This window comes from Halonotius terrestris (assembly GCF_006861665.1).
In the GTDB taxonomy this organism is placed as follows: Archaea; Halobacteriota; Halobacteria; order Halobacteriales; family Haloferacaceae; genus Halonotius; species Halonotius terrestris.
The window spans coordinates 464878-488590 of record NZ_RKLU01000003.1; the positions used below are offsets into that span (position 1 = coordinate 464878).

At 61.9% G+C, this 23713-nt stretch carries 24 protein-coding genes (1 of these 24 cut by a window edge); 10 read left to right on the forward strand and 14 right to left on the reverse strand.

The features are described from left to right. The first annotated feature begins 206 nt into the window (after nt 1-206). A complete protein-coding gene (locus tag EGH24_RS09170) occupies nt 207-827 on the forward strand; it encodes a DUF7504 family protein (RefSeq protein WP_142979844.1) in 621 nt (206 codons plus the stop codon). 152 nt (nt 828-979) lie between these two features. Here EGH24_RS09170 and EGH24_RS09175 read toward each other — a convergent pair whose 3' ends face one another. Continuing rightward, a complete protein-coding gene (locus EGH24_RS09175; RefSeq protein WP_142979845.1) occupies nt 980-2443 on the reverse strand; it encodes a hypothetical protein in 1464 nt (487 codons plus the stop codon). Between the two features lie 246 nt (nt 2444-2689). Here EGH24_RS09175 and EGH24_RS09180 point away from each other — a divergent pair, with 246 nt between their 5' ends. The 3 genes from EGH24_RS09180 to EGH24_RS09190 all read left to right on the forward strand — a co-directional run bounded on the left by EGH24_RS09180 (nt 2690) and on the right by EGH24_RS09190 (nt 4662). Next, nucleotides 2690-3010 carry a DUF5783 family protein gene (locus EGH24_RS09180; protein WP_142979846.1) on the forward strand — a complete coding sequence of 107 codons (321 nt, stop codon included), beginning with the start codon at nt 2690-2692 and terminating at the stop codon, nt 3008-3010. A gap of 102 nt (nt 3011-3112) precedes the next feature. After that, the gene (locus EGH24_RS09185) at nt 3113-3481 is read left to right on the forward strand and encodes a NifU family protein (protein ID WP_142979847.1); all 369 of its coding nucleotides are present in this window, start codon (nt 3113-3115) and stop codon (nt 3479-3481) included. A 239-nt stretch (nt 3482-3720) separates the two neighbouring features. After that, nucleotides 3721-4662, forward strand: coding sequence for a DUF7551 domain-containing protein (locus EGH24_RS09190; RefSeq protein WP_246057939.1), 942 nt, complete (start codon nt 3721-3723; stop codon nt 4660-4662). A gap of 33 nt (nt 4663-4695) precedes the next feature. On the opposite strand, the gene EGH24_RS09195 is transcribed toward EGH24_RS09190, so the two are convergent. Further along, nucleotides 4696-5817: a sulfite exporter TauE/SafE family protein gene (locus tag EGH24_RS09195; RefSeq protein ID WP_142979849.1), complete on the reverse strand. Its 1122-nt coding sequence runs from the start codon at nt 5815-5817 to the stop codon at nt 4696-4698. Nucleotides 5818-5987: 170 nt separating this feature from the next. Between EGH24_RS09195 and EGH24_RS15355 the strand changes: the two genes are divergently transcribed. Both EGH24_RS15355 and EGH24_RS09200 read left to right on the forward strand, forming a co-directional pair. Beyond that, nucleotides 5988-6161: a hypothetical protein gene (locus tag EGH24_RS15355; protein WP_185903288.1), complete on the forward strand. Its 174-nt coding sequence runs from the start codon at nt 5988-5990 to the stop codon at nt 6159-6161. Nucleotides 6162-6329: 168 nt separating this feature from the next. Further along, entirely contained in the window at nt 6330-7379 is a 1050-nt protein-coding gene (locus EGH24_RS09200) for a hypothetical protein (protein ID WP_142979850.1), read from the forward strand. A 19-nt stretch (nt 7380-7398) separates the two neighbouring features. On the opposite strand, the gene EGH24_RS09205 is transcribed toward EGH24_RS09200, so the two are convergent. The 4 genes from EGH24_RS09205 to EGH24_RS09220 form a co-directional block, all read right to left on the reverse strand. Continuing rightward, on the reverse strand, nt 7399-7683 hold the full coding sequence (locus EGH24_RS09205) for an amphi-Trp domain-containing protein (RefSeq protein ID WP_142979851.1): 285 nt from the start codon (nt 7681-7683) through the stop codon (nt 7399-7401). Between the two features lie 61 nt (nt 7684-7744). Beyond that, nucleotides 7745-8923 carry an ABC transporter substrate-binding protein gene (locus EGH24_RS09210; RefSeq protein WP_142979852.1) on the reverse strand — a complete coding sequence of 393 codons (1179 nt, stop codon included), beginning with the start codon at nt 8921-8923 and terminating at the stop codon, nt 7745-7747. A 74-nt stretch (nt 8924-8997) separates the two neighbouring features. Next, nucleotides 8998-9912: an ABC transporter ATP-binding protein gene (locus tag EGH24_RS09215; protein ID WP_221886726.1), complete on the reverse strand. Its 915-nt coding sequence runs from the start codon at nt 9910-9912 to the stop codon at nt 8998-9000. After that, the gene (locus EGH24_RS09220) at nt 9912-11042 is read right to left on the reverse strand and encodes a FecCD family ABC transporter permease (RefSeq protein ID WP_345775864.1); all 1131 of its coding nucleotides are present in this window, start codon (nt 11040-11042) and stop codon (nt 9912-9914) included. Before EGH24_RS09220 ends, EGH24_RS09215 begins: the two co-directional genes overlap by 1 nt. Nucleotides 11043-11403: 361 nt before the next feature. Here EGH24_RS09220 and nirK point away from each other — a divergent pair, with 361 nt between their 5' ends. Beyond that, on the forward strand, nt 11404-12498 hold the full coding sequence (nirK, locus tag EGH24_RS09225; protein WP_142979854.1) for a copper-containing nitrite reductase: 1095 nt from the start codon (nt 11404-11406) through the stop codon (nt 12496-12498). Between the two features lie 317 nt (nt 12499-12815). Here the strand turns inward: nirK and EGH24_RS09230 are convergent, their stop codons facing one another. Together EGH24_RS09230 and EGH24_RS09235 are read right to left on the reverse strand one after the other, a co-directional pair. After that, nucleotides 12816-13955, reverse strand: a complete 1140-nt coding sequence (locus tag EGH24_RS09230) for a multicopper oxidase domain-containing protein (RefSeq protein WP_142979855.1) — start codon at nt 13953-13955, stop codon at nt 12816-12818. Nucleotides 13956-14140: 185 nt separating this feature from the next. Beyond that, a complete protein-coding gene (locus EGH24_RS09235; protein ID WP_142979856.1) occupies nt 14141-16333 on the reverse strand; it encodes an elongation factor EF-2 in 2193 nt (730 codons plus the stop codon). Between the two features lie 214 nt (nt 16334-16547). On the opposite strand from EGH24_RS09235, the gene EGH24_RS09240 reads away from it, so the two are divergent. From EGH24_RS09240 to EGH24_RS09245, 3 genes are all read left to right on the forward strand, one after another. Continuing rightward, nucleotides 16548-16925, forward strand: coding sequence for a DUF7718 family protein (locus EGH24_RS09240; RefSeq protein ID WP_142979857.1), 378 nt, complete (start codon nt 16548-16550; stop codon nt 16923-16925). Next, on the forward strand, nt 16922-17062 hold the full coding sequence (locus EGH24_RS15360; protein WP_185903289.1) for a hypothetical protein: 141 nt from the start codon (nt 16922-16924) through the stop codon (nt 17060-17062). The genes EGH24_RS09240 and EGH24_RS15360 overlap by 4 nt, the downstream gene beginning before the upstream one ends. A 507-nt stretch (nt 17063-17569) precedes the next feature. Beyond that, nucleotides 17570-18319 (forward strand): DUF5781 family protein, encoded by a 750-nt coding sequence (locus EGH24_RS09245; protein ID WP_142979858.1) that lies wholly within the window; start codon nt 17570-17572, stop codon nt 18317-18319. A gap of 65 nt (nt 18320-18384) precedes the next feature. On the opposite strand, the gene EGH24_RS09250 is transcribed toward EGH24_RS09245, so the two are convergent. The 6 genes from EGH24_RS09250 to rpoA2 all read right to left on the reverse strand — a co-directional run. Then, nucleotides 18385-19638 carry a hypothetical protein gene (locus EGH24_RS09250; RefSeq protein WP_142979859.1) on the reverse strand — a complete coding sequence of 418 codons (1254 nt, stop codon included), beginning with the start codon at nt 19636-19638 and terminating at the stop codon, nt 18385-18387. 219 nt (nt 19639-19857) lie between these two features. After that, nucleotides 19858-21480 carry a hypothetical protein gene (locus tag EGH24_RS09255; RefSeq protein ID WP_142979860.1) on the reverse strand — a complete coding sequence of 541 codons (1623 nt, stop codon included), beginning with the start codon at nt 21478-21480 and terminating at the stop codon, nt 19858-19860. A gap of 205 nt (nt 21481-21685) precedes the next feature. Then, nucleotides 21686-22300 carry a 30S ribosomal protein S7 gene (locus EGH24_RS09260; protein WP_142979861.1) on the reverse strand — a complete coding sequence of 205 codons (615 nt, stop codon included), beginning with the start codon at nt 22298-22300 and terminating at the stop codon, nt 21686-21688. Next, nucleotides 22300-22728 (reverse strand): 30S ribosomal protein S12, encoded by a 429-nt coding sequence (locus EGH24_RS09265; protein WP_142979862.1) that lies wholly within the window; start codon nt 22726-22728, stop codon nt 22300-22302. The genes EGH24_RS09260 and EGH24_RS09265 overlap by 1 nt, the downstream gene beginning before the upstream one ends. A gap of 212 nt (nt 22729-22940) precedes the next feature. Then, nucleotides 22941-23360 (reverse strand): NusA-like transcription termination signal-binding factor, encoded by a 420-nt coding sequence (locus EGH24_RS09270; protein WP_142979863.1) that lies wholly within the window; start codon nt 23358-23360, stop codon nt 22941-22943. Between the two features lie 2 nt (nt 23361-23362). Beyond that, on the reverse strand, nt 23363-23713 hold the 3' end of the coding sequence (rpoA2, locus tag EGH24_RS09275; protein ID WP_142979864.1) for a DNA-directed RNA polymerase subunit A''. It continues 852 nt past the right edge of the window; only the last 351 of its 1203 coding nucleotides appear in the window; the start codon falls outside the window, past its right edge — the gene reads right to left on this strand; its stop codon occupies nt 23363-23365.

Consider the following 23713-nt stretch of genomic DNA (forward strand, 5'->3'; position numbering starts at 1 on the left):
AAGCAGTCGCGGCCGCATGGCGCGGTCGCCGTCGCCGCCGCCGATGGTAGCAGTCCGAAGCGAATTCGGTCTCGACCGCACGACGAGTCGGTCGGAACCACGACGATAGCGTGTCGGCTTCCGGTCAGTCGCGGTCGCGCCGGAGCCGCACTGTTATGCCGCCGGGGTGTGTACCAGCCCGATACCGACCCGTCAGCATCGAACCCATGTCTGTAGAGGAACTCCCGTTGGCCCCGCGGCTCACCGACACGGCGAGTATCATCATCGCCGGCCCGCCGATGAGCGGGAAGTACGAGCTGATGCACCGCATCTTCGGGGCGACTGCCGAACACGCGCTGGTGTTGTCAACGGGCCACACCGCCGAGGCCGTCCGCGAGGATTACACCTCGATTACGGGCAAGGACAGCGACGGCGTGGCGGTCGTCGACTGCGTGAGCCTGGAGCAGGGCGCGGAGGTCGAGGACACCGAGTTCACGAAGTACGTCTCCTCGCCGAAGAACCTCACCGATCTGGGCGTGAAGTTCACCGAGTTGGCCGAAGCGATGGCCACTGAGGAGCCGACAGTCGGGCTGCACTCGCTGTCGCAACTCCTGATGTACTGGGAGGCTGACCGGATCTACCAGTTCACTCGCGTGCTGCTCGGCCAGACGGGCAACGAGGGGTGGCCGACGGTCGCGGTCATCAACTCGACGATGCACGACGAGCAGACGATCCACACCCTGCTGGACCCCTTCGAGACGGTCGTCGACACCCGAACTGCCGACGACGGCCGCGAAATGCGGATCCGCGGCCGGCTGTCGTCGCCGACGCCGTGGAAAGAATTCTGATTCTCCGTCCGATATCCGGTGACTAAGCAAGCACCGACTGAGCGGGGCGACCGAGGAGTGCAGCGAGCGCGAAATCGACCGCAGGAGACCTCAGTCCGCTCGAGTGGCAACCCAAGGGAGCCGTGAGAGTTCCAAGGATAGCGCGAAGTGAGCTACTGTAGCTTTCTGTATACAAACACTCCAAGGGCGACAGGAACACCGATTATCGCCAAGCCGATACCGCCCACAAGGACATAAGCGATGAACTTGGCGAACTTCTCTTGGGCGTCAGATTCCGAATCGTCTGCCGAAGGGAAGTCGTCCAGTCGATAATCAGTGTCAACTGAGCCCTCCATCTCGGGTGGCTCCTCACCGAATGCTGCTGTGTGTTCCGCCCGATCCCACATCGAGAGTGAGGCTGGTGTGGTCGTGGCTGCACGGACATCCGATTCGATATCACTAGTGCTGAATAAGCCAACGTAGCGAAGGAAGTCCTCGTTTGATACCTCTTCCTCCTCTGCATTTAGTCGTTCAAACAAGGCGGTGAGTGATGCACTCCCATTCGAAGCAAGGCGAATTTGCTGATCGACATAGCCCGCTACGAGGCCACCTTTGTAATAGGCAGCAAGACTATCACTGCTGGTGTCACGCAAAACGGCGTCACTGTAGCGATCCTCTCGCACTTTGAAATAGAGCCGAAACTGATCGAATCCGATTTGTTCTTGTTGTAAGGTAAACAGGGCAGCGTAGTACTCCGCAGAACCCTCTGTGAACCACTCGAAATCGTCTGTGGTAGTGAAATCTTGCCGAGTGTGGACGTATTCATGGATCCAAATATTATTCGTGGTGTTAACGGTTGCCCGATCAACAGCCCAAAACACCGAATCCCGAGCGGTTCCCCCAACGTTCCATCTAATAGTCTCCGAGGACGGAGCTGCGATCATGACGACTTCATCGTCTCGCTCGCCAACCCGGAGCTTGTCGGACGCATACGACACACTGTCGAAAATCGCCTCAGGTCGTTCGGCAAGGGTGGCAGCTTCCGGGGTAATAAGCCGAAACTGTTGGTCGTGCGCCGTATGCGTTCGTTCCTCGTATTCGCCGAGATACGCGTATCCAACCTTCACTACACCCGAACCAGCGAGTTCTGTCTGACGAGTAATTTGCACTTCTTCGGATGCTTCCCACGCATAGGGGATATCAGGAACAGCAATGATAGCCCAGTCGCCAGCATCAACAGTCTCAAATCCACCCCTGTCCCCTGTCGTATTGACTTCTACGGAGTACGTAACGGCAGGACTGTCGGTATTCCCGTCCCACTCATATTTCTTGAATCCCTGAACGTCATCGGTGCTCCCACGTGAGAATCCAGTGACGGACAGCTCCTCGCTCGGACGAGGAATATACAAATTGAACTGAGTGAGTTTGAGAGTGGTCTCGACGGTCGTTGTTACCGTTATCGAGCCCGGGGTATCTGGGGTCTTCTGGAGTGTCTGAGTAATTGGGACCGTCTCCGAAGTGGATTGTTCAACGACCGGAGATTGATCTGGCTCGGTATCGATGGTAGCCGCCGCTGGAGTTGCGAAGAGGCTACTGCAGATGATGAGGATACATACCAGAATCCGACCGGAGTTCATGCCGAAATACGAAACTCTGTCATATCAAAAGTAACCCGGTATCACGACCGTAGTGATCGCTCTGCTTACAATGTGGACGCAGGCCATCACACTGTTCGTCCGGTGTCGGTGGGTCGCAATACCGACAGCAGGTGAACAAAACCAGTTCGGACCCCCCGGACGCCACAAATAGAATTTTTTATCGCACTATATACTTTATCACCCGGAATCGCCCCGTTTTTTGGCCTCCTCGCAAACCACCAGCCAATGGTCGAATTCGATCCCGAGAAGTTCGAAGACAAGTACGAACACTACTTTCCGCAGCTCCAGCGGGCCTACAAGAACGCGTTCAACACGATGAACGACGCATACGACTCGAAGCTGATCCACGGCATCGACCAGCAGGTGCTCAACGAGAGCGAGCCGGTGTACGATCCCGACGAGGGATTCAGCATCGAACTCCCCGAGGATCCCTACGACCGCCTGACGGGCGTCGGCGTCGACCGCGAGACCTTCGAGGAAACGTTGGCCCGCTATACCGACGAGATCGAAACCGAACTCACCCAGCTCTTCGAGATGACCGAGTAGTCCACGAGACGCACCAGCTACCGCGAGCGACCCGCGGATCCAGCGTCTGACCCCGCTGAGCGGAACCAAAGGCCTAAGCCCGTTGCTGATCAAAGAAATTCCATGAGCACAGACTCCGCATCGTCCGACTCCGAGGAGAGCGAACTCCAAGACCGCGTGGTGAACTTCCTGCGGCGGAACTTCCCACAGATTCAGATGCACGGTGGCAACGCCGCGATCCAGCACCTCGATCCCGAGACCGGCGAGGTTCACATCCAACTCGGCGGNGCCTGNTCCGGCTGTGGCATCTCCCCGATGACGATTCAAGCGATCAAGAGCCGCATGGTCAAAGAGATCCCCGAGATCAACGAGGTCCACGCCGACACCGGCCAGGGCGCGGAACCCGACATGGGCGAAACCGAAGGCATGAGCCCTTCCTTCCCCGGCGAGAGCAGCGAAGACACCGACGAAGGCCCGCAGGCTCCGTTCTAACGCCGCGTTTCGACTGTTGCAGGCGTTTTTGCGTTTGGTTTCGACCTCGTAATTGATAGCAGCGCGTTCCGACCATAAATCACATAGCGCGATATAGAATCCCCACACCGGCCGCTCACCCGGGCTGTCGCGGACGGCAGCGCGAACCAACGAAGTTATACCGTTTTAGGCCGACCAAAAACCAAGATGGCAGTCACGAACAGCCGCGAGAGCCGCCGACAGGTGCGATGATCGGAACAATGCTCCGTGAAATCCGTGCCCACATCGACGCCCTCGCCCGCGAGTCAGGCGAGTTCTACCTCGTCTGCAGCCGCTACGGCGAGCAGCCGGTGCCCGCCGCCGGCCTCCGGTTCCCCACGCGCTCGACCGCCCGCGAGGCCGCGCGCGCAACGACACAGTACCGCCAGACCCTCCGACGATACGATCCCCAACTCCCCCACTACGACATCGTCGTCTGTCAGGACACCGAAGCCACAGCGGACGCGACCCACGAGACAACCGACCCACCGGACTCGCTGAGCATCGATACCGCGGGCGACGCGCCGGCCGCCGAGCAGCGCGCCCTCGTGACGTTCTGTCACCGCGTCGCCGCTGCGGTCTTCGAGACGCTCGCGGCCGGCGAGTACGACGACATCGAAGCGGCCGTTATGGACGCCTACTTCGAGCATGCCGAAAGCGAGTCCTCGCCGAACGAGCTCTGTCTCCGGCTGCTCGAAAGCATGGCGACGGTGCTGGCCACCCGGCTGTCCGTTGGCGAACAGGCCGAACTGCTGGCGGAAGCTGCCGACCGGCTGGACGACACCAGCGTCGCCGGCGAGACCACCAGCGATGTCGCCGACGACACGGCAGCGACCGACAGCGGTGTCGATGGCGTCTTCGACGCGCTCCAAGCGCAGGGCGTGATCGACGCCTACCGGCAGTCACCGTGGCTGTTGGACCGCCGCACCGGCAGCCGGTCGCTCATGGTCCATGTCTCGGCGTACGCGTTTTCGCCACACGAGGGGCAACTCCCGACGCTCCCGATCGTCGTCGCGCTCTACGGAAGCGAAACCGACTGGCGGCCGGCGGCCGTCGAGGTACGGGACGCCGACGCCGACAGTTGGCGACTCCGGATCGCGCCCATTGGCGAGGCCGCTCCTGACGGGCTCGTGAGCGCGCCGATCAAACCCGGACAGCGGTAAGCAGAAACGCCAGCGGCGACCGTCGCTGCCGGCTCAGAGCAGCCCGCTGCTCGCCATCCCGAACAGCGCGACCGAAATAATCGCAAACAGCGCGCCGACGCCGCGTTTGAGCAGTTCGGTATCGAGAGCAGAGGAGACGAAGGGCGCGATCTGGCCGCCGAGAACCGTCGCCGGGACCGTNCANACGACCATGTTCCACGGCGTCGNCGCNAGGTCGATNGNGTGGCCGCCGGGGACNAGCCCGCCACCGAAGACGTGGACGAGNGANGCNANNANNGCCGTCANNGCGACGACGATGTGGTTCGTCCCGATAGCGACCCGGACGGGGACCGAGGTGCGAAGCATCGAGATGATCCCCAACTCACCGATCCCGAAGCCAGCAAGGCCCTGAAAGACGCCACCGATGCTGTAATTGCCGAACCGTTCGAGATAGCCGCCACGGTCGTAGCGGTAGTCGTCGCCGCTGCGGTCGACACGGGTGACGACGCCATCACCGTCGACGTCGACGCCGCCCTGTCCGGGTTTCGCGTGATCGTCCGGGAGCTTTGGACCGCCGTCAGTACCGACCGGCGCGTCAGCGTCGGCGACGGCCTCGCTTCCACTGGCTGCCGCATCGTCGCTGCTGGGTTCCTCGTGGCCGAGATTGGCCTTGAACAGGAGGATCGCCGACGCAAGCAGCGCGAGGCCGAGCAGCGACTGGAAGATCGGCTCGGGAATGACGAACGACAGCAGCGCGCCGCCGACAACGAAGGGGATCGAGCCGCCGACGAGCGTCGCCGCGAGCCGGCGGTCGACGAGGCCGTGTTGGATGAACGCGATCGAGGAACTCGACAGCCCGAAGGATTCGCTGATGAGCCCGATCTTGACGATCGTCTGGGGCTCTAACTCGAAGGCCAACAGCGGGAAGATGAAGATGAGATACGGGACGAACATGGCCGAACCGCTGATCCCGACCGTGTTGACGATGGTCGCCCCCAACAGGAAGAAGGGGAACAACCACCAGAACTCGACCCAGTAGCCGTCACCGGCGGTTTCGGGCAGCGGCGCGCTCGTCAGGACCGCCGCCACGAACAGGAGGGGCGCGAGAGCGACGAAGAGATACTGGTACTCCAGGACCGTCCGTTGGAGCCGTTCGGACAGGGAGGCGGCGGGCATTAGTAACAGTTGCCGAATTGGAGCGTCCGTAATAAATGTCTTCCCGTTTGCCAAAGAGAGATTAATATTGATGACAGTTGTTTCGTCTCACGCAAAACCGAACGGTCGGCCGCCGTCGGTTGCAGCGTAACACATTAATATTTATTACAGTTGCCGTGGTAGTAGCTACCATGAGCGTTGACAAACGACGGGTCGACGATGTGAGTGCCGGACAACGAACAGAGACCGCCCGGGAATCGCCTGCCAGCCTCCCGATCCGACTACTGAACCGGATCAAAGCCCACGGCGACCGATGGGCAGCACGGTACATCGAACAGCGCGTGTCCGCGCGCACGGGCGAGTAATTCCTGTCTCCCCACCCTTCTTTCCCCCTTCACTTCTTCCTCCTCCACTTACTCTCTCCCTCCAGTTTCCTCCTCTGCTCCGATAGCCACTCGTTTTGACGCCGGTCGGCGGTTCCGCTGCTCGATGGCGACCCAAAACCGTTTGCTGCTGGCGGTCCCAGAGAGGGTATGCAGGCCGATCAACTCGCGGCGTTGCCGGTTCCCGTCGAGACAGTGACGACCGAGCGGCACGAACGCGACACATCCAGCGGCTTCACCCGCGTGACGACGGAGTTCGTCCTCTCGGGCGACGGCGAAACCGGCCGCGGCGAGGACGTAACGTACGAGGCTGCGGCCCACGACGAACTGGCCGCCGAGGGGCTGCCCGACCTTACCGGCGAGTACACCTTCGCCGAGTTCTCGGCGACCGTCGAGGAGGCCTCGTTGTTCCCGACGCCACCGGAGCGACCCGTCTCGCGGAACTACCGACAGTGGGGCTTGGAGGCGGCTGCCCTCGACCTCGGATTACGCGTCGCCGACACCGACTTCGCCTCGCTGGTCGGCCACACGTATGAGCCGGTGCGGTTCGTCGCCAGCACGCGGCTCGGCGATCCGCCGACAACCGACCGGCTGGACGCGCTCAGACGGCGCGTGCCGGACATCGAGTTCAAACTCGATCCGACGCCCGGATGGGGCGAGCGTCTGATCAAGACGCTCGGGGAGACCCGTGGGATCCGCGTACTCGATCTCAAAGGCCACTACGAGGGTACCGATGTCGATGTCCCGGCCGACCGCGCGCTCTACGAGCGAATCTTGAACGCCTTCCCCAACTCGATCATCGAGGATCCAGCCCTTACTGAAGAAACACGGCCCCTGTTCGAGGCCGACCACGTGCGGAACCGCGTCTCGTGGGACGAGCCGATCGAGAGTCTCGCCGACGTGAAGACCCTGCCGTGGGAGCCCTCGTGGCTGAACATCAAACCCTCGCGGTTCGGCAGCCTCCAGTCGGTGTTAGAGACGCTGGCGTACTGCGGCGAGCAAGGGATTCGCTGTTATGGCGGCGGTCAGTTCGAACTCAGCGTCGGCCGCGGCCAGATTCAGGCGTTGGCGTCGCTATTCTATCCTGAGAATCCAAACGATGTCGCGCCGGGGGCGTACAACGATCCCGAGCCCGGCGAAACGTTGCCAGCGAGCCCGCTCGATCCGCCGAGCGAGCCGACCGGGTTTCGCTGGGAGTAATCAGTCGCGTTTTTGATCCCTACTCGACCTGCGGGGCAGTGTCGTCGGGCTGGCCGGGGATCTCGACTTCGAGTTCGAGCTCCGGATCGTCCATTCCGTCGAAATCGATCTCGACGTTCACGGGGTCGCCGAAGGCGAAGGGGAGTTCCCACTCCTCGTCGGTGAGGGTGATCTCGTCGCTATCGCGGAGCTGTTCGCCGACGGCGATCAGGAACTCGCCGGCTTCCTCGGCGGCCAGTCGGTATGTCTGTTCGAAGTTGCGGCCGGTGCGGACAGTCGTTTTCTCGTCAGCGTCATCGGACATAGTTGAGGACAGGGGTTCAAACGCTAAGTGTGTCGTGATTGGTGCGTTGCGTCGCTGAGAGCTACAGGTCGCCGTTGATGATGTCGGCGACGCGCTGGCGGTCGAATAGCTGCTCCTCGTCGGGAATCTCCGGATACGGCCCTTCCTCGTAGCTCGGCCACTCGCCGAAGATATCGGGGTACAGCTGTTTGGCGGTCATCTCCAGCTGGAAGAGATTGAGGATCGGTCCCTGATACCGGGCTCCCTGTGCGTAGACGCGGTCGTTCTGGACTGCGGCGACCTCCGAAGCGACGGGATCGTCGCGGAAGGCCTCACGACGGGCCGCGATATCGGTACTGGGCTCCATCCCGCCGAGATGGAGGATGACATCGGGGTCCGCTTCGAGCAGCGTCTCGAAGTCGATGACCGTGTTGTTTTCGACGGTGCCCTCGTAGGCATCTCGGGGCCCGAAGGGCCGCACGTGTGCGTTGAGGAACCCCGGCTCGTCAACAAGGTAGGTGTAGATCTCGTCGATGTCGGCTGCGGCAATCATCACCGCGGTCGGTCGCTCGGATTCTGCGGGGAGGTCCGCCTCGATCGTCGCTATCACCTCGTCGTGGATCGCTGCCAAGGCCTCGTATCGCTCCTGTTCTTGGAACAGCTCGGCGACGATCCCGAACTGCTCCCAGAGGCCGTAGTATTCGTACTCGTCGACCCAGTCGACCTGTGGCTCCTGGTGGGTGTCGCTCAGGGAGTTGCCGAACCACGGCGAGATACTGTCAGCGACTTCGTCGAGATCATCACGATCCCAGGCGTCCTGCACCCCAATCCAAGCCGGGTCGGCCAGATGCACGTCGCTGTCGAGTGCGTAGAGCTTCTCCTTGCTCGGCTTCCACGAGGAGTACAGTCCGGTCCAGTCGAGTTCGACGCCGGGGAGCCGCTCGACGTACTGGTTCCAGAGGCCGTCGTAGTAGTCCGGCGCGTGCATCGCGGTGAGCGAGTCCCCGTGGCCGAGCGCGAACGCCATATCAGCGTGATGGGTCAGCCGCGTGAAGACGGTCTCCGGCGGCGAGTCGAAGCTCACCTCGCCCATCGGCGAGATGGAAACCGAGTACGACTCACCGTCGCCGCTGGCATCGTCGCCGGCGTTGTTGGTCCCGCTTCCGCTGCAGCCGGCCAGCAGCCCAGCCCCAGCGATCGTGCCGCCGTATGTGACCACTTCTCTACGCGTCAGTGTCGAATCGCTTCCGCCGTGTGGCATTGTTTTTAGGCTTACCTAAAAATATATAGGCGTTTTCATACGAGGCTACGGTGGGCCCGGTTCAGGCAGCGAAGCTATATCGAGGGATCGTCGTGGCGGGCTGCCAGCGGCGTCACCCGCGGCCCGCGGTCGGTGCTGTCGACCTCGGCGTCGATCCCGAACACGTCCACCAACAACTCCTCGGTAACGACTTCCTCGGGTGGGCCGCAGGCTTTGACTTCACCATCCCGCAGCGCGACGACGGTGTCAGCGTGGCGCGCTGCCTGCTCGATATCGTGGAGCACGACGACGACCGTGATATCGCGTTCGTCGCGGAGCGTCTCGATGATATCCATGACTTCCAACTGGTGGTGTAAATCGAGGAACGTCGTCGGCTCATCGAGCAGCAGCACGTCGGTGTCCTGTGCCAGCACCATCGCAATCCACGCTAGCTGTTTTTGACCGCCGCTGAGGCTGCCGACCGCCCGATCACGCAGGTGGTCACAGCCAGCGAGGTCGATAGCGTTGTCGACCGCACACTCGTCTGCCTCAGTGACGTGCTCGAAAAACCCACGGTAGGGGTAGCGACCGTGATACACCAACTCCTCGACGGTGATGCTGTCGGGGGAGGTACTCTCCTGGGAGAGCAAGCCGAGCTTTCGGGCGAGTGCCTTGGTATCGAGCGTGTGAATATCCTCCCCGTCGATCAGGACCGACCCGGCATCGGGCGTGAGCTGGTCGGCCAGCCCCTTCAGCAACGTACTCTTCCCCGAGCCGTTGGGGCCGACGAGGGCGGTGACTTCGCCCTGCGCGGCGGTGATCGTCTCGCCGTCGATCACGGGCTGGTCGGCGTCGGGATAGCCGAGCACGAGGTCATCGCCGGTGAGCGTCGCCGACGAGCCGTCAGCCGGGCCCGGAGCATCGTCGGCCGCAGTCTCGTCGTCAGTGTCGTCGCCGTCGTCCTCGGAGCGGTACGTGCCACGCGTGATCGAGGCAATCATCTCAAACATCAGATCTCACCCAGAGCCTGTTGTCGCTGCATCAGCAGGAGGAAGTACGGCCCGCCGATGAGTCCGGTGACGATGCCGACCGGGATCTGCGTCGGTGAGAGCGCGAGCCGCGCGCCCACGTCGGCGGCGACCATCAGCGCGGGGCCGNCGAACNNACAGCCGACGAGCAGCNGNTTGTNGTCGCTGCCGACGANCGTCCGNACCATGTGCGGAACGATNAGCCCGACGAAGCCGACGATGCCNGCNACNGCGANGCTNNCNGCNGCCGCTAACACGGCGATTCCCGAGAGACCGAAGCGCATTCGCTCGACGGACATCCCCAGCGATTTCGCGGTCTCCTCGCCCAACAGCAAGACGTTACACTGCCGGGCACCCGCGAGTCCGAACAGGACGACGGGGATCGTCCACGGGAGCACGAGCCGGACCTGCTCCCAGTCGGTGCCGGTCAGCGAGCCGGTCGTCCAGGAGACCGCCGACTGGACGACGCCGATGTTGTCGGCGAAGAAGAACAGCGCGGTCTGGAGGCTGCCGAAAACCGTGCCGACGATGACGCCAGCCAGCACCAGCCGCACCGGCGAGGTGCCGTTCTTCCATGCGATAGCATACACGATCAGAAAGGCGAGCGCGCCGCCGGCCGAGGCGATCAACGGAAGGAACGCCGTGAGACTCCCGAAGACGACGAGCGTCAGCAGAATCGCCAACCCCGCGCCGGAGGAGACGCCGAGAATGAACGGGCTGGCGAGTTCGTTGCGGGTGACCGCCTGAAAGATCGCACCCGAAATCGAGAGGTTCAATCCGACGATCACGGCGACGAACACCCGCGGCAGACGGATGTTCCAGACGATGAGGCTTTGTTCGCTCAATTCGGGGAGTTCACCGCCGAGGAGGAAGGCATTCCACGCCTGTGGATTGAAAATGACGTTCGGATTGAACACAGCCCCCCACGCTTGAGCGACCGTCATCGAGTATGTACCGAAGCTGACCTGAATCAGGCCAGCGACGACGGTGACTGCGAGGCTGCCAGCGATGACCGCCAGCAGTTTCGGGTCGACCAGCCAGCCGACCCGTGATCGGAGCTGTGTCGATCCCGCTGACGACTGCGAACCGACCGCAGACTCCGGATTACTCACTCGCTGCTCCCTCCGGTTCGGTGCGACGGTAGGCGTCGAAAGCGGCATCGGAAACAGCCACAACCGCCTCGCGGAGACGGATAGAAGCGCGGTGACGCGGAGAAATGGCACTGTAACGGCGAAAAGACACGAGCGGGAGTCGCCGCTGGTACATGTTTTAGGCTCGGCTAAAACAAATAAAGGGGTTTCGATATGTGAACCGAGCGACCGATCATGGGGCTCGCCAGCGGTCGAAGCAGAACCATCGTATGGGAACAAGTACCAACCGCCCGAACATGTTCGAAGTAGTTCCCACCCGCTGAGAGCCGTGTTTCTACTATACATGGCTGCCACCCGATTGTCCTGATAGAGGGACCCGCCCATGAGACACCACCCACACACGAACCGGCGAACAGTCCTGAAAGCCGCAGGCGTTGGCGGCGCGCTCCTGACCGCAGGGTGCATGGGCGCGTCGGCACCGACCGACGGCGAGACCGCAGCCGACACCGCACAAACGACTGACGAAGGGCTACCCGAAGCAAAGGAAGTCGATACCGACCGCGTCGCCGCCGAGCCGACCGACATCCCCGAGCCGATCGACCGCTCGGAGCCGCGCGAACACGACATTACACTCACTGTCGAGGAGGTGACCGCCGAGATCGAACCCGGCGTCACCTTCGACTACATGACCTACGGCGGGCAGGTACCCGGTCCGATGATCCGAGTCCGACAGGGCGACACGGTGAACCTGACCTTCGAGAACCCCGACGGCAACGCGTTGCCGCACAACGTCGACTACCACGCGGTCTACGGCCCCGGCGGCGGCGCGGAAGCGACGACGACCGCACCCGGCGAAACAGCCGAAATGCGGTTCACGGCGACCTACCCCGGCGCGTACATCTACCACTGCGCCGTCCCGAACATGGACGTCCACATCAGCGCGGGCATGTTCGGCTCGATCCTCGTCGAGCCCAAAGACGGCCTACCCGAGGTCGACCATGAGATCTACCTCGGCCAACACGACGTCTACACCAAGGGCGATACCGGCGAGGAGGGTCACCACGCCATCGACATCGACTCGATGATGAAGGAGAACCCGACGTACGTGCTGATGAACGGCGAGAAGTACGCGATGACGGCCGACAACCACGGCCACGCGCTGGAAGCCGAGACGGGCGAAACCGCCCGCGTGTACTTCGTCAACGGCGGGCCGAACCTCACCAGCAGCTTCCACGCCATCGGCAACGTCTGGTCGAAACTCTACCCGAAGGGCTCGTTCAGCACCGAGCCACAGACGGACATCGAGACGACACCGGTCGCGCCGGGGACGACGACCGCCGCAATGATGGAGTTCCCGGTGCCCGAAACGATCAAACTGGTCGATCACGCGCTGACGCGGGTCGCCCGGAAGGGCTGTCTGGCGACAGTCAACGTCGGCGGCGCGGAGAACCCCGAAATCTTCACCGACGATCCGTAGACCTCGGACCCAATTTTTATCGAAACCGACGCTGTCGACCGGAAATTCGTGTGTAGGTATCCCTCTGCCGACTGGCGGGAGCCGACTTCAGTGTCGACGACATAGCGGTTACCGAAGGAGTACTGAGCGACGACTGATCCCGAGAGATATATTTAAACGACCTGATTGACCAAGGTCTCTGGCGTTGCTAGTCGGCGGCTGTTTTCACCGACGAGCGCGGCACCGCGGTCGGTAGACTCGTGGGTCACAGTGAGCACGTTCGCGCTCGTTCGTCCAAGAACAGAATCGCAGAAGAAAACGAACCGTCAGTAGCCGTTTCAGCCCTCGTAGCCCGCGTAGTCCATGAGCTGGCTGAAGATGTCGGTATCCATCGCGTCCCGGTAGACGATGGCGTTGACCATGCCGCCGGGGTAGGATTCGCCGTTCATCGCGTGGTTGACCTTGTGGCAGTGCATCAGGTAGATCCCCGGATCGGCGTTGGCCTCGAATTCGAGGGTGTGGCGGCCGGCCGGCGGGACGTTCGTGATGTCCTGCTCGTGGCGGGCGGCTTCGGGGATCTGACCGCCGTCCTTGGCGACGATCTGATACCGGTGGTTGTGCAGGTGGAACGGGTGGGCGTGGTAGCCGGCGTTGACGAGGTGGAGCCGGACGGTATCACCCTGATCGACGATGATCGGCGATCCCTCTTCGGGGTGTATCGTCCGCGGGAGGCTCTTGCCGTTGATCGTGAACACGTCGGGCGTCCGGTTCCGCGGGCTGTAGTCAGCGTCGCCGCCGTTCATCATCTCCGGCAGCCGGGAGTCCCACTCCTTCAGCGTCATGAAGTACTCNTTGTCGGCNGGCTCGTANNCCTCGGGNTCGANNCGNAGNNTGCCGTACATCCCCATNTCGATGTGNCGNNGNGTNTGGTAGTGACAGTGGTAGATGTGGGTGCCCGGAACGTTCGTCGGAATCGTGTAGGTGTGTTGCTCGCCGGGGTTCACCTGGATCCCGGTCGTCGTCGGCACGCCGTCCTCGCCCCACGCCTTCTGGACGCCGTGGAAGTGCGCCGTATGCGGCTGGTTCGCGCCGCTGTTGTCGAGGGTGATCTTCAGGTCTTGGCCCTCAGTCGCCCGCAGAATCGGCCCGGGAACGCTCGGCTGGCCGTCGTCAGCCTGCCACGCCCAGACCCGCGGGAACTCGATGGGGCCGCCCATCGAGTCCAGCGGGTGAACCGGATGCCGCGATGGAACCGTCGAGAGCGTGACGCTGCCGCCCTGCTCGTCGAGGTCGACGACTTCCGGCGGGCTCGTCGTCGGCAACGAGGAGCCGGCTTGGGCGACGCCGTCTTCCGGCCCCGGGGTCCGGCTTTCCGGCGCGCTACAGCCAGCTAGTGAGTACGCGCCAACGCTGCCGGTCGCCGCGAGGAGCTCGCGTCGAGTGATCTCCGTTCCGGGTGCGCCAATATTGGAACTCATAGGTACAGTTAGTGATAGAGACGATCCGTACATAAGTCCCGAATCGCGTTCCCACTTTTTAGAAACGGGCCGAACATATTCACCAACAGAAGTACTGATGGCGGCAAAACGACCGACAGCGAAACGGGTGCAGTGGAAGCTCGGTACCAAAAACAGCAACAAGAGATCGGCAGCGACGGCCGACGTTAGATGTAGTCGATGCTCGGCGGGAGTTCCTGCTTCATTCCCTTCCGCTCTCGNATCTCNNTGATNNTNTCNGGCTGGAGGNTGTCNNCNAGCACGCGGAAGCCGGCGTTCTCNGTGTTCCACGAGGCGCGGCCCTCCGTCGCCGACCGGATGTCGGAGGAGAAGCCGATCATCTCGTCGACGGGCGCGATCCCCTCAACGACCATGAGGTCACCCTCCTGGTACATGTCGTCGACGCGGCCACGGCGGCCCTGAATCTCGCCGGAGGCGGCGCCCATGTGCTGGTTCGGCACGTCGATNCGNACGTNCTGNATCGGNTCGAGNANNNNGATCTNCGCGTCGATCAGCGAGCGGTGGACCGCATCGCGGGTCGCCGGGATGACCTGTGCCGGACCGCGGTGGATGGTGTCCTCGTGGAGTTTGGCGTCGTGAAGGCGNAGCAGCGCGCCCTNGACNGGCTCGGCGGCCAGNGGNCCGTCNTCGAGNGNCTCCTCGAGCCCCTCGATGACGAGTTCCATCGTCTCGTTGAGGTGCTGGATCCCCTTCGTGTCGTCGATGAGGATGTTGGANCCGTAGATGTGTTCGACGTTCTGNGNNGTNTCCTTNTCCATGCCGGCNTCCNNCAGGGCCTCTCGGCGTTCGAGCTCCGGCATATCCATCGAGGCCTTCCCGAGGTGGATCGCGTCGACGATGTCCTGATCCATCGGCTCGGCAGTGATGTAGAACTTGTTGTGGTTGTTCGGCGAGACACCCTCGACTTCGCGGGATTCTTCCTGTGGTTGCTCACGGAAGACGACGATCGGTTCACCGGTGTGGACATCGATTCCCTGATTGTCGCGGATGCGGTGGGTGATGACTTCGAGGTGGAGTTCGCCCTGCCCGNNGATNAGGTGTTCNCCGGTGTCCTCGTTGATCTCGANNNGGATNGTNGGGTCCTCNTTGGNCACCTGCCGGAGCGTCTCGATGAGCTTCGGGAGGTCGTCCATGTTCTTCGCCTCGACGCTCTTCGTGATGACCGGCTCGGAGATGTGCTCGATGGACTCGAACGGNGTCATCTCNACGNNGGAGACNGTNGANCCTGCAATCGCGTCTTTGAGGCCGGTGACGGCGGCGATGTTACCCGCGGGAACGGAGTCGACTTCCTCGCGTTCGCCACCCATGAAGATCCCAACCGACTGAACGCGGTTGGTGCCGGCTGTCCCGGAGACATAGAGGTTCTGGCCCTTTTCAATGGTTCCGGAGAACAGTCGCCCGGTGGCGATTTCGCCGGCGTGAGGGTCCATCGAGATGTCGGTCGACATGAAGACGACCTCGCCGTCTTCGTTGACCATTCGCATGCTGTCAGCGAGATCGGAGTCGGCGTCGCCGCGCCAGACCGTCGGGATACGACGGGGCTGGGCGTCGACCGGGTTCGGGAAGTGCTCGGCGACCATGTCGAGNACNACGTNNGACAGCGGNGTNCGCTCNTGNAGNTCCTNGCGNNCNTCGTCGCCGCTNCGNTCCAGTTCNATGATNTCGCCGAAGTCNATNCCGGTGCGCTGCATCGACGGNANNGAGANGCCCCACTTGTACAGCGCGGAGCCNATNCCGACGGTGCCGNCNTNGANGGAGACNGTCCAGTCGTNNNCNTCGTCNATCTCGTCGGTCATCCCGCGGATGAGCTCGTTGACGTCCTGGATGACNNNCNNNAGNCGCTNNTGCATCTCNTNGGGNCCNTCCTGNAGCTCGNNGATGAGNCGGTCNACCTTGTTGATGAANAGNGCGGGNTTGACGCCCTCGCGCAGCGCCTGCCGGAGGACGGTCTCCGTCTGCGGCATCGCGCCCTCGACGGCGTCGACGACCACCAGCGCGCCGTCGACGGCACGCATCGCGCGGGTCACGTCGCCGCCGAAGTCGACGTGGCCCGGCGTGTCGATGAGGTTGATGAGGTGGTTNNTNTCNTCGTACTCGTGNGTCATCGANACGTTNGCNGCGTCGATGGTGATNCCGCGTTCCTGTTCGTCCTCCTCNGTGTCCATCGCNAGCTGCTGNCCGGCGGTNTCNTNNGAGATCATGCCNGCGCCNGCGAGNAGGTTGTCAGTCAGNGTCGTCTTCCCGTGGTCGACGTGAGCCGCGATGGCGATGTTCCGGATGTTCTCCGGTTTGTCCATCAGCNNCTCACANTCNTNNACGATCTTCTTNCGTCGGCCCATTATNCAGNCNCGTATCGGCAGGAGGGTGAAAAGGATAGTGTTTCCGCCCGCGCGATTCGCCCGCATACGACGGTCACAGGCCGAAAACCGACGACTTCGTGTGTGTAGTGTTGTCATAGGTCGAAACAATTTGACAGCCGGTAGCGACGACGACCGATGACGGAGCGCGAACCGATCGATCAAATTACATCCCCGGCGGTCAGTGAAAGTGACAATGGGCGAGAAAGAACCGCGTGAGTATGACCGGGAGTACACCACCCCATTGAAACATCGCGCCCGGCGACGCATCGGTTACACCCACAACCGAGGGACGGTGACTCGTTTTGTCGTCCAGTTGGAGTATCACGTCGACGGCGGGTGGCTGGAGGTGGTTCGGTTCGACCACGATCCGAAGAGCGATCACGCCCACGATGTGACCGAAGACGGTGTCCACATGGACGTGTATCGTGATGGTAAGAAACTCCGATCAGAAGAGGTCTTCCCACCGATGGCGGCGAGTGAGGCACTCACATTTGCCGAAGAACACTTGAATCAGCACGCCGAACGTTACATCAACAGGTTCGAAACATGGCACGAGATCAAACACCGATGACCGACGAGGAGATCGCTGAGTTCGAGGACGCGATGGATGAACAAGCCGAACAGCTCCGCGAGGATCTCGCCCAAGATCTCGGTGGCGACCCCGAAGACTATCGCCGAAAGCCGGTTGCTGACGGTGGCGAAAGCTAAGTAGAACGCGTGACGGACGAAAAATTGGAGCCATCGCCAGCCAACGACAAATTTGATGACGGGTTTGCGGATCCTAACGCCTGACTGCCAATTTCGATGCAGATGGTACTGGTGATGTTCAGACGCGAGCAGCCAAGGATGTGAGTCTGCCGACCGGTCAACCACTTTCCTGGTGGCCTGCGAAAATCGAAGATTTTCGGGCGGCCAGAAGCGGAGCTTCTGGCAGACTGAAAGGGCGAGACGCGCGTGGCGGCCGACAACGCCGGCCGCCCGCTCGACGAACCCGGACGTTCACGAGAGCGGAGCTCTCGTGAGCCAACCAGAAATCGGAGATTTCTGGTGACGACGCAAGCACCGCAGGAGTGAGCAACGCCAACGACGAGGCGCGCAGCGAGGCCCGGGAGTTGAGAGCGTCGAGGGCTTTCATCATGACTCGTTACCAACAACCATGACACGGTATGAGCCGCGAAACACCCATATAGCTGCCTCTCCTTGGTACACTCACACATGGATGTCCGAGTGCAGGGCACTGTCGCCCCCGATCCGTTTCTGAGCGCGGCGGACCTCCTCGAAACCGAATACAGCCTCTCACGACCCGTCGAGGTCCACCTCCGGGAGGACCCCGACGAGCGCACGTGGGCGGCCCACTACGACGACCGCCACATCCTCAACATCTCCCGACAGGCCGCCACCAGCGTTCTCGCACGGGAACTCGCCTTACACGAGTTCGCCCACATGGCGCGGTACGAACAGGCGCACGCTTCTCACACCCAGTCGACTGACGAAGCCCTGTTTCTCGCGCTCGCCGGCNNNTCGGTCGANCGCCGGAANCTCGCNCACTGCTANCAGATCGCNAACCACATGAAGGACATCTACGCNGACGACATCACCCTCGCGCTCGCGCCGGCGACCAAACTGCTGGATTTCTTCGCCGGCGAACTCGCGGCTGCTATCGCCGACCACCCCGGCGACGACCGCCGCGATGAACACCCGGACTCGCGGCTCGAAACCGGCGCGGCCGACCCGGAGATGACCGTCGTCAACGCCGCCTTCGCGCTGGCGTTGGTCGAACGCCACGGCCTCGTCGACGCCGAGCACCGCCTCTATGAGTTGGCCGAGACCGCCGCCGACGCCGCGCCTGCGGTCGACCTCGCGGCGTTCAAAGAGCGGTTCAAATCGCTCGGCGACGATCCGAGCGAAAGCGAGTACCGCAAATCGTTAGTGGAGATGACGCGGGCCTACGCGACGGCTGAATAGCACTCAGTATTTTCTGACGAGGATGGAAAAACGAGATAGCGGAGTCACAGGGAGAGTCGAGCCAGTTAGGCCGTGTCTGTGACTTCCGACGTGTCGAAGTTCTCGTCAACGTCCCGCGCCGTGAAGACCAGGGTGTACTGCTGGTCGCTCTGGACGGTGTAGCTGGAGTCGTCTGGCGTGACGCTGACGGTATCGTTCGTGTACCAGCCAACCTGACGGAACGTGACGGTTTCTGTCCCAATAACGGTCCCGTTGGCATCACCCTCGTAGACAGTGTATTCGACCTCGGTGAGGTCGTCGTCGCCGTCGTCGTCACGCACAGTAACCGGCGCAATCACGAACTCGTCGTCGATAGTATCGGCAGTGAAATGCGAACCGTCCGATGGCTCTTGAATTCTGATCGCCGACGGCTGGTTCCCGCTGGTATCTTGGACGGTCACGCTGGCGTAGTTGCCGTCGGCGTCCTCGCCGACCGTCGTCAGGGTGTACACCTGATCAGTCGTGACGCTGTATCCGTTGTCGGGGTGGATGGTTTCAGCCGGCGTCCCGGCTGGGTCGTAGCTGGCCTGTGGACTGAAACGGGCTGTTTTTTGCGCAACGATCGCCCCGTTGGTGTCGCCTTCCCGCACCTCGTAGTTGATTTCCGTGAGGTCGTTGCCGGTATCGCCGCGGATCTCGACAGCATCAATTTCAAAATGGTTGCCGCTGCCATCCGGAACGGCAGTGAATACATGATCCTGTGCCGGCTCCGCAACGGTGATGCTACCAGCGTCGTTAGCACGCGCTGTGTACTCGGCTCGATAGGAATCGGTTGTTCCATTCGCGTTTTCAACGGTGAGCGTTGGCCGGTAGGTGCCGGCAGGGGGGTTTTCCAGCCCGTGTTCCGGCGTGCCGATCGTGACTCTCGCCCGACGGTCAGCCGTTGCCTCGGTATCGGTGATGTCGAACGTCGCCGTCGCCCCGCTGTAGGAGTCGGCGGCGATAGTGACCGGCGTGAGCTCTCCGTCCTGTCGAAGCTCGACGGTCACGTCATCGCTGGAGAGCTCGTCGAAACGGCCGGCCGCGTCGCCGAACCCGTAGTCAGCCGTGATCGACGTAACCTCGCCGTCGCTGTTCGCAAAGTTGATATCCCATGTATGGACCGACTCCGCCAGTTCTGTACTCGGATCAGCGATGAGCGTCGATGGGCTAATCGGATCAAATAAATTAGCATTATCGGGGATAGAAACGGCCTCCTGAATCGTCGCATGTGTCGCGGTCGTCCCAAGGCTCGCTGTCAGGAGTGCCCCGCTGCCGAGCAGAAGCGTCCGTCGTTTCATTGTGTGACTGTACGGCCGTGTCCGCCGCTCGTGTCAGGATCGAGACGAACCGGTTGTTAACCGTTGCTCACGAGCGACACGTATAATTCTTCATATGAAAGGACGGCGTGAGCCGAGCGATCAAGGAATAGTACTCTGCGTAGGTGTCCATAGTGGTCGTATGTCAACGTGATGCGAGCGTACGCAGCGGCTGAATAAGAAACGCCGAGAATCACTACGTCATGGAGTGGTGCTTGCTTCGAAGGTAGCGAAGTTACTGTCAAGATCGCGTGCCGTGAGGACCAGAGTGTATGATTGCCCACTCTGGATGGTATAGGAGCCGGGATCGATGGTTTCGTCCGGCGAATTACCCTGGCCAGATGGATCGTAACTTGCTGTTCCACCGAGGGTGATCGTTTTCGTGGCAACGACTGTGCCGGAGGTGCCTCCTTCGTAGACTTCGTATTCGACCTCGTCGAGGTCACTGTCGTTGTCGTCGTCTTCGATAGTGACTTTATCAATTTCGAACCGGTTGTCGGCGAGATTCGCGGAGAAGGCCGAGTTCTTGCTCGGGAACTTGATGTTGATCGCCGACGGATCGTTGCTGGTCGGCGTCGTGTCTTGGACGGACACGCTCGCGGTGTTGTCGTCGATGTCCCGCCCTTGAACAACAACCGTATACAGCTGATCGTTCTCCAGCGTGTAGTCGCTGTCAGATTGGATAACTTCGGGATTTTGGTTGTTCCGGTAACGACTCGTCGCACTGAACGTGACGGTCTTCGTGCCGACGATGGCACCGTCAACATCGCCCTCATGGACCTCGTAGTAGACCTCGACGAGGTCGTCGTCGCCGTCGTCGTCACGCACGTCAACGTTTTCAACAACGAACTCGTCGGCGGAAATATCGGCAGTGAAATCCGAATTGCTCGACGGGTCCTGAATCCTGATCGCCGACGCTTGGTTCCCGCTGGTGTCTTGGACGGTCGCGCTGTCGTAGTTGCCGTCGGCGTCCTCGCCGAGCGTCGTCAGCGTGTATAGCTGATCGGTCTTGACGTTGTAGCCGTCTTCGGGCTGAATCGTTTCGGAGTTGGGGCTGTAGGTTGCCTGTGCGGTGAAATTGACCGATTTTTGTGCTACGATCGTCCCGTTGGTATCGCCTTCCCGCACTTCGTAGTTGACTCCGGTGAGGTCGTCGTCGCCGTCATCATCGCGGACATCGACAGCATCGATCTCGAACTGATTGCCGTTGCCATCGGGAACAGCAGTGAAGTCCTTGTCCTGTGTCGGCTTCGCAACGTTGATCGCGCCGGCGTTGTTGACACGCGCCGTGAAATCAGCTTCGTAGGTTTCCGTTTGGCCGCTCGCAGTATTGAACGTAAGCGTCGGGGTATACGTGCCGTCACCGGGGTTTTCCAACCCGTTTTCCGGCGTGCCGATCGTGGCTTTCGCTCGGCGTGCGGCGGTCGTATCGGTATTATCGGCGATCTCAAAGGTCGCTGTCGCGCCGCTGTAGTCACGGGTCTTGAGATCAATCGTGGTAAGGCTCCCGTTCTGTCGAAACTCGACCGTCACATCGTCGCTGGAAAGCTCATCGAAACTGGCGGTCTCAGTTCCAAAATCGTAGTCCGCGGTGATCGACGTGACATCCTCATCGTTGTTCGTGAAATCGACGTCCCACGTGTGAATCGATTCCGCACCCTCGGTACTCGGATCGGTCGCAAGCGTCGGCGGTTCGGGATCACTCAGGATTCGAAAGTCACCGGCCGCCGCAACGGTATCCTGCAACGACGCGTTCGTCGCGGTCGCGCCGAGGCTCAAGGTGATGAGCGTCCCCCCGCCGAGGATGAACGTGCGTCGTTTCATAGCGTGGCTCGGCCCAGCGGGACGCGGCCCGAAACGCGTCACCCCACCGGCTGGGCGCAGTAGTACTAACGATTTGGACTGTAGCTACATAGCTCTTGGTATACATGTGTGGGATGATCACAAGACCGAAGACGACGATAGGGGGCCGAAAATCACGACAACAGCCGTCGCTCACCGGCTGAAGAAAACAGAAATAGAATCCCGCTTAGCGTGCCGCGGCGGCGACGCGTTCGCGCTCTTCTTTCTGCGTGATCGCGTAGCTCTCCATGTCGTAGTCGGCCGCACCGATGAGCTGGTGAGCCAGTGCCTCAGAAGCGTCGGTCGGCGATTTGTAGCTGCCATTGTGGGTGCCCTGTGCGATGAATTTCAGAGCCTCGTCGACCCGTCGCTGCGGGGCCACGTCGACGGCTTTCGGGACGGAGATCCCGCCGTATTTGAGGCGGACGGTCTCCTCTCGCGGGNCGGCGTTNTCGACCGCNNNNACGAGNANCTGNACCGGGTTCTCCTCGGTGCGCTCGTGGACGATCTCGAAGGCGTCGCGCACGATGCGGGTCGCCTGCTGTTTCTTCCCGGTGTTCTCCTCCGTCTGCATCAGCCGGTTGATGAGCCGCTCGACGATGGAGAGCTCGGACTTCTTGAACTGTTTGCCGGCGTGGCGNCCCNGCGTGTGNGCGATNGGCGTGACNNTGATGTACCGCTTCGTGCTGGGATCGTTGTACTCGATCTCAGCGACCGACCAGACGCCGAAGAGTTTCGCGCCCTCGACGGCTTCCTCGGTCTCGGCCTCGCTGTCCTCGGGAGTAGCTTCGCTCTCGGACATTATCGCACCGGTTTCTCGGCGTTGCCGCGAACGAGTTCGATCATCGAGACGCCGTTNACCTTCTCNACNTTGTAGTTGACNNCNGANAGGTCACCCATGGCGCGACCCTTCGCGCCGCCGATGCCCGCGATCGTGACCTCGTCGTGCTCGTCGATGAAGGAGATGGCGCCGTCGCCGGGACAGAACGCAGTCACCTGNTTNCCGTTCTTGATNAGNTGNACCCGNACACACTTGCGGATCGCGGAGTTCGGCTGCTTTGCCTCGATGCCGACCTTTTCGAGGACGATGCCGCGGCCCTGCGGCGCGCCCTCAAGGGGGTCGGACTTCTTTTTGAGCCCGCGCTCGCGTCGAGCGTACTCGGAGTCGGACCAGCGTCGCTGCTGCCGGTCCTTCTTGAGTTTGCGGGCGGCGTATTTGCCGTTTGCCATGTACCCGGTCTTCCGGACTCAGCTACTTAAGCATCCCTCTTTCGAGCGATCGAAACACGCTGAGATCGCTTCACAGGGGTCGCTAATCGGATCTGCGGCCGTTTCGATTGCCTTCGAGACTGCGGCTGACAAGAGGAGAGAAACGCGGAGTCCGTAAGCACCGCTTACAACGAGTCAGCCCGAGTACGATCGCCGCGGGCAACTGACCCCGGTCAGGTCAGCTGGATGTCGTCGATGTCGAAATGCCGTTCGGCCAGCCGGCGTGCGGTTTCGATCCGGCTGCCGTCGCTGCCGATGGCGATCCCGCGGTCGTCGGCGACGACTTCGACGTAGGCGACGCGGTCGCCCTGCTCGGAGATCGTCACCCCGCGCACCGCGGCGGGGGCGAGCGTGCTCTCGACGAACGCCTCCGGCGTGTCGGCGTTGGCGATCAACTCGATCTCCCGGCCGAGTTTCGCTTCGACCTGTTCGACGGTGTGGCCGTCAGGGCCGATCGCGTCGGCCATCTCGTCGGGCGGGATCACGAAGACGACACGGTCGCTTTCGACGAGGCAGTCCCGTGGGTTGATGTCAGTCTCCTCGGCGAACAGCCGCATGAACCGCTTGGCGTCTGCCGAAAGGGTGACCCGCATCGTCAGTCGTCGGCGACGTCCATCGAACCCATCCGGAGCTTCACGTCGCCGGTCCCGATCGAGACCGGTTTGCCGGCGATGACGTTCTCGATGATGCCGTTGAGNTCGTCGNNCTCGCCGTGGATNGCNGCNNNNAGCAGGTGNTTCACCGTCACCTCGAAGGCGGCGCGCGCGAGCACGGACTCCTTGTTGCCGGAGATGCCGTGGCGGCCGATCGACTCGATCTCGCCGCGGTTTGTCATGATGTCCGCGACGAGCATCAGGTGGCGGACGTTCACGTTGTCGAGCCCCTGCTCCTCGAGGGTGTNGNNCGTCTCGTTGATGANCGNCTCGCGGGCGGCCTCGATNCCGAG

What these genes read in the sequence shown, in the direction of transcription:
- EGH24_RS09170 (WP_142979844.1), top strand. Translation starts at nt 207, where the DNA reads ATGTCTGTAGAGGAACTCCCGTTGGCCCCGCGGCTCACCGACACGGCG.
- EGH24_RS09175 (WP_142979845.1), bottom strand. Translation starts at nt 2,443, where the DNA reads ATGAACTCCGGTCGGATTCTGGTATGTATCCTCATCATCTGCAGTAGC.
- EGH24_RS09180 (WP_142979846.1), top strand. Translation starts at nt 2,690, where the DNA reads ATGGTCGAATTCGATCCCGAGAAGTTCGAAGACAAGTACGAACACTAC.
- EGH24_RS09190 (WP_246057939.1), top strand. Translation starts at nt 3,721, where the DNA reads ATGCTCCGTGAAATCCGTGCCCACATCGACGCCCTCGCCCGCGAGTCA.
- EGH24_RS15355 (WP_185903288.1), top strand. Translation starts at nt 5,988, where the DNA reads ATGAGCGTTGACAAACGACGGGTCGACGATGTGAGTGCCGGACAACGA.
- EGH24_RS09200 (WP_142979850.1), top strand. Translation starts at nt 6,330, where the DNA reads ATGCAGGCCGATCAACTCGCGGCGTTGCCGGTTCCCGTCGAGACAGTG.
- EGH24_RS09205 (WP_142979851.1), bottom strand. Translation starts at nt 7,683, where the DNA reads ATGTCCGATGACGCTGACGAGAAAACGACTGTCCGCACCGGCCGCAAC.
- EGH24_RS09210 (WP_142979852.1), bottom strand. Translation starts at nt 8,923, where the DNA reads ATGCCACACGGCGGAAGCGATTCGACACTGACGCGTAGAGAAGTGGTC.
- EGH24_RS09215 (WP_221886726.1), bottom strand. Translation starts at nt 9,912, where the DNA reads ATGTTTGAGATGATTGCCTCGATCACGCGTGGCACGTACCGCTCCGAG.
- nirK (WP_142979854.1), top strand. Translation starts at nt 11,404, where the DNA reads ATGAGACACCACCCACACACGAACCGGCGAACAGTCCTGAAAGCCGCA.
- EGH24_RS09240 (WP_142979857.1), top strand. Translation starts at nt 16,548, where the DNA reads ATGGGCGAGAAAGAACCGCGTGAGTATGACCGGGAGTACACCACCCCA.
- EGH24_RS15360 (WP_185903289.1), top strand. Translation starts at nt 16,922, where the DNA reads ATGACCGACGAGGAGATCGCTGAGTTCGAGGACGCGATGGATGAACAA.
- EGH24_RS09250 (WP_142979859.1), bottom strand. Translation starts at nt 19,638, where the DNA reads ATGAAACGACGGACGCTTCTGCTCGGCAGCGGGGCACTCCTGACAGCG.
- EGH24_RS09255 (WP_142979860.1), bottom strand. Translation starts at nt 21,480, where the DNA reads ATGAAACGACGCACGTTCATCCTCGGCGGGGGGACGCTCATCACCTTG.
- EGH24_RS09270 (WP_142979863.1), bottom strand. Translation starts at nt 23,360, where the DNA reads ATGCGGGTCACCCTTTCGGCAGACGCCAAGCGGTTCATGCGGCTGTTC.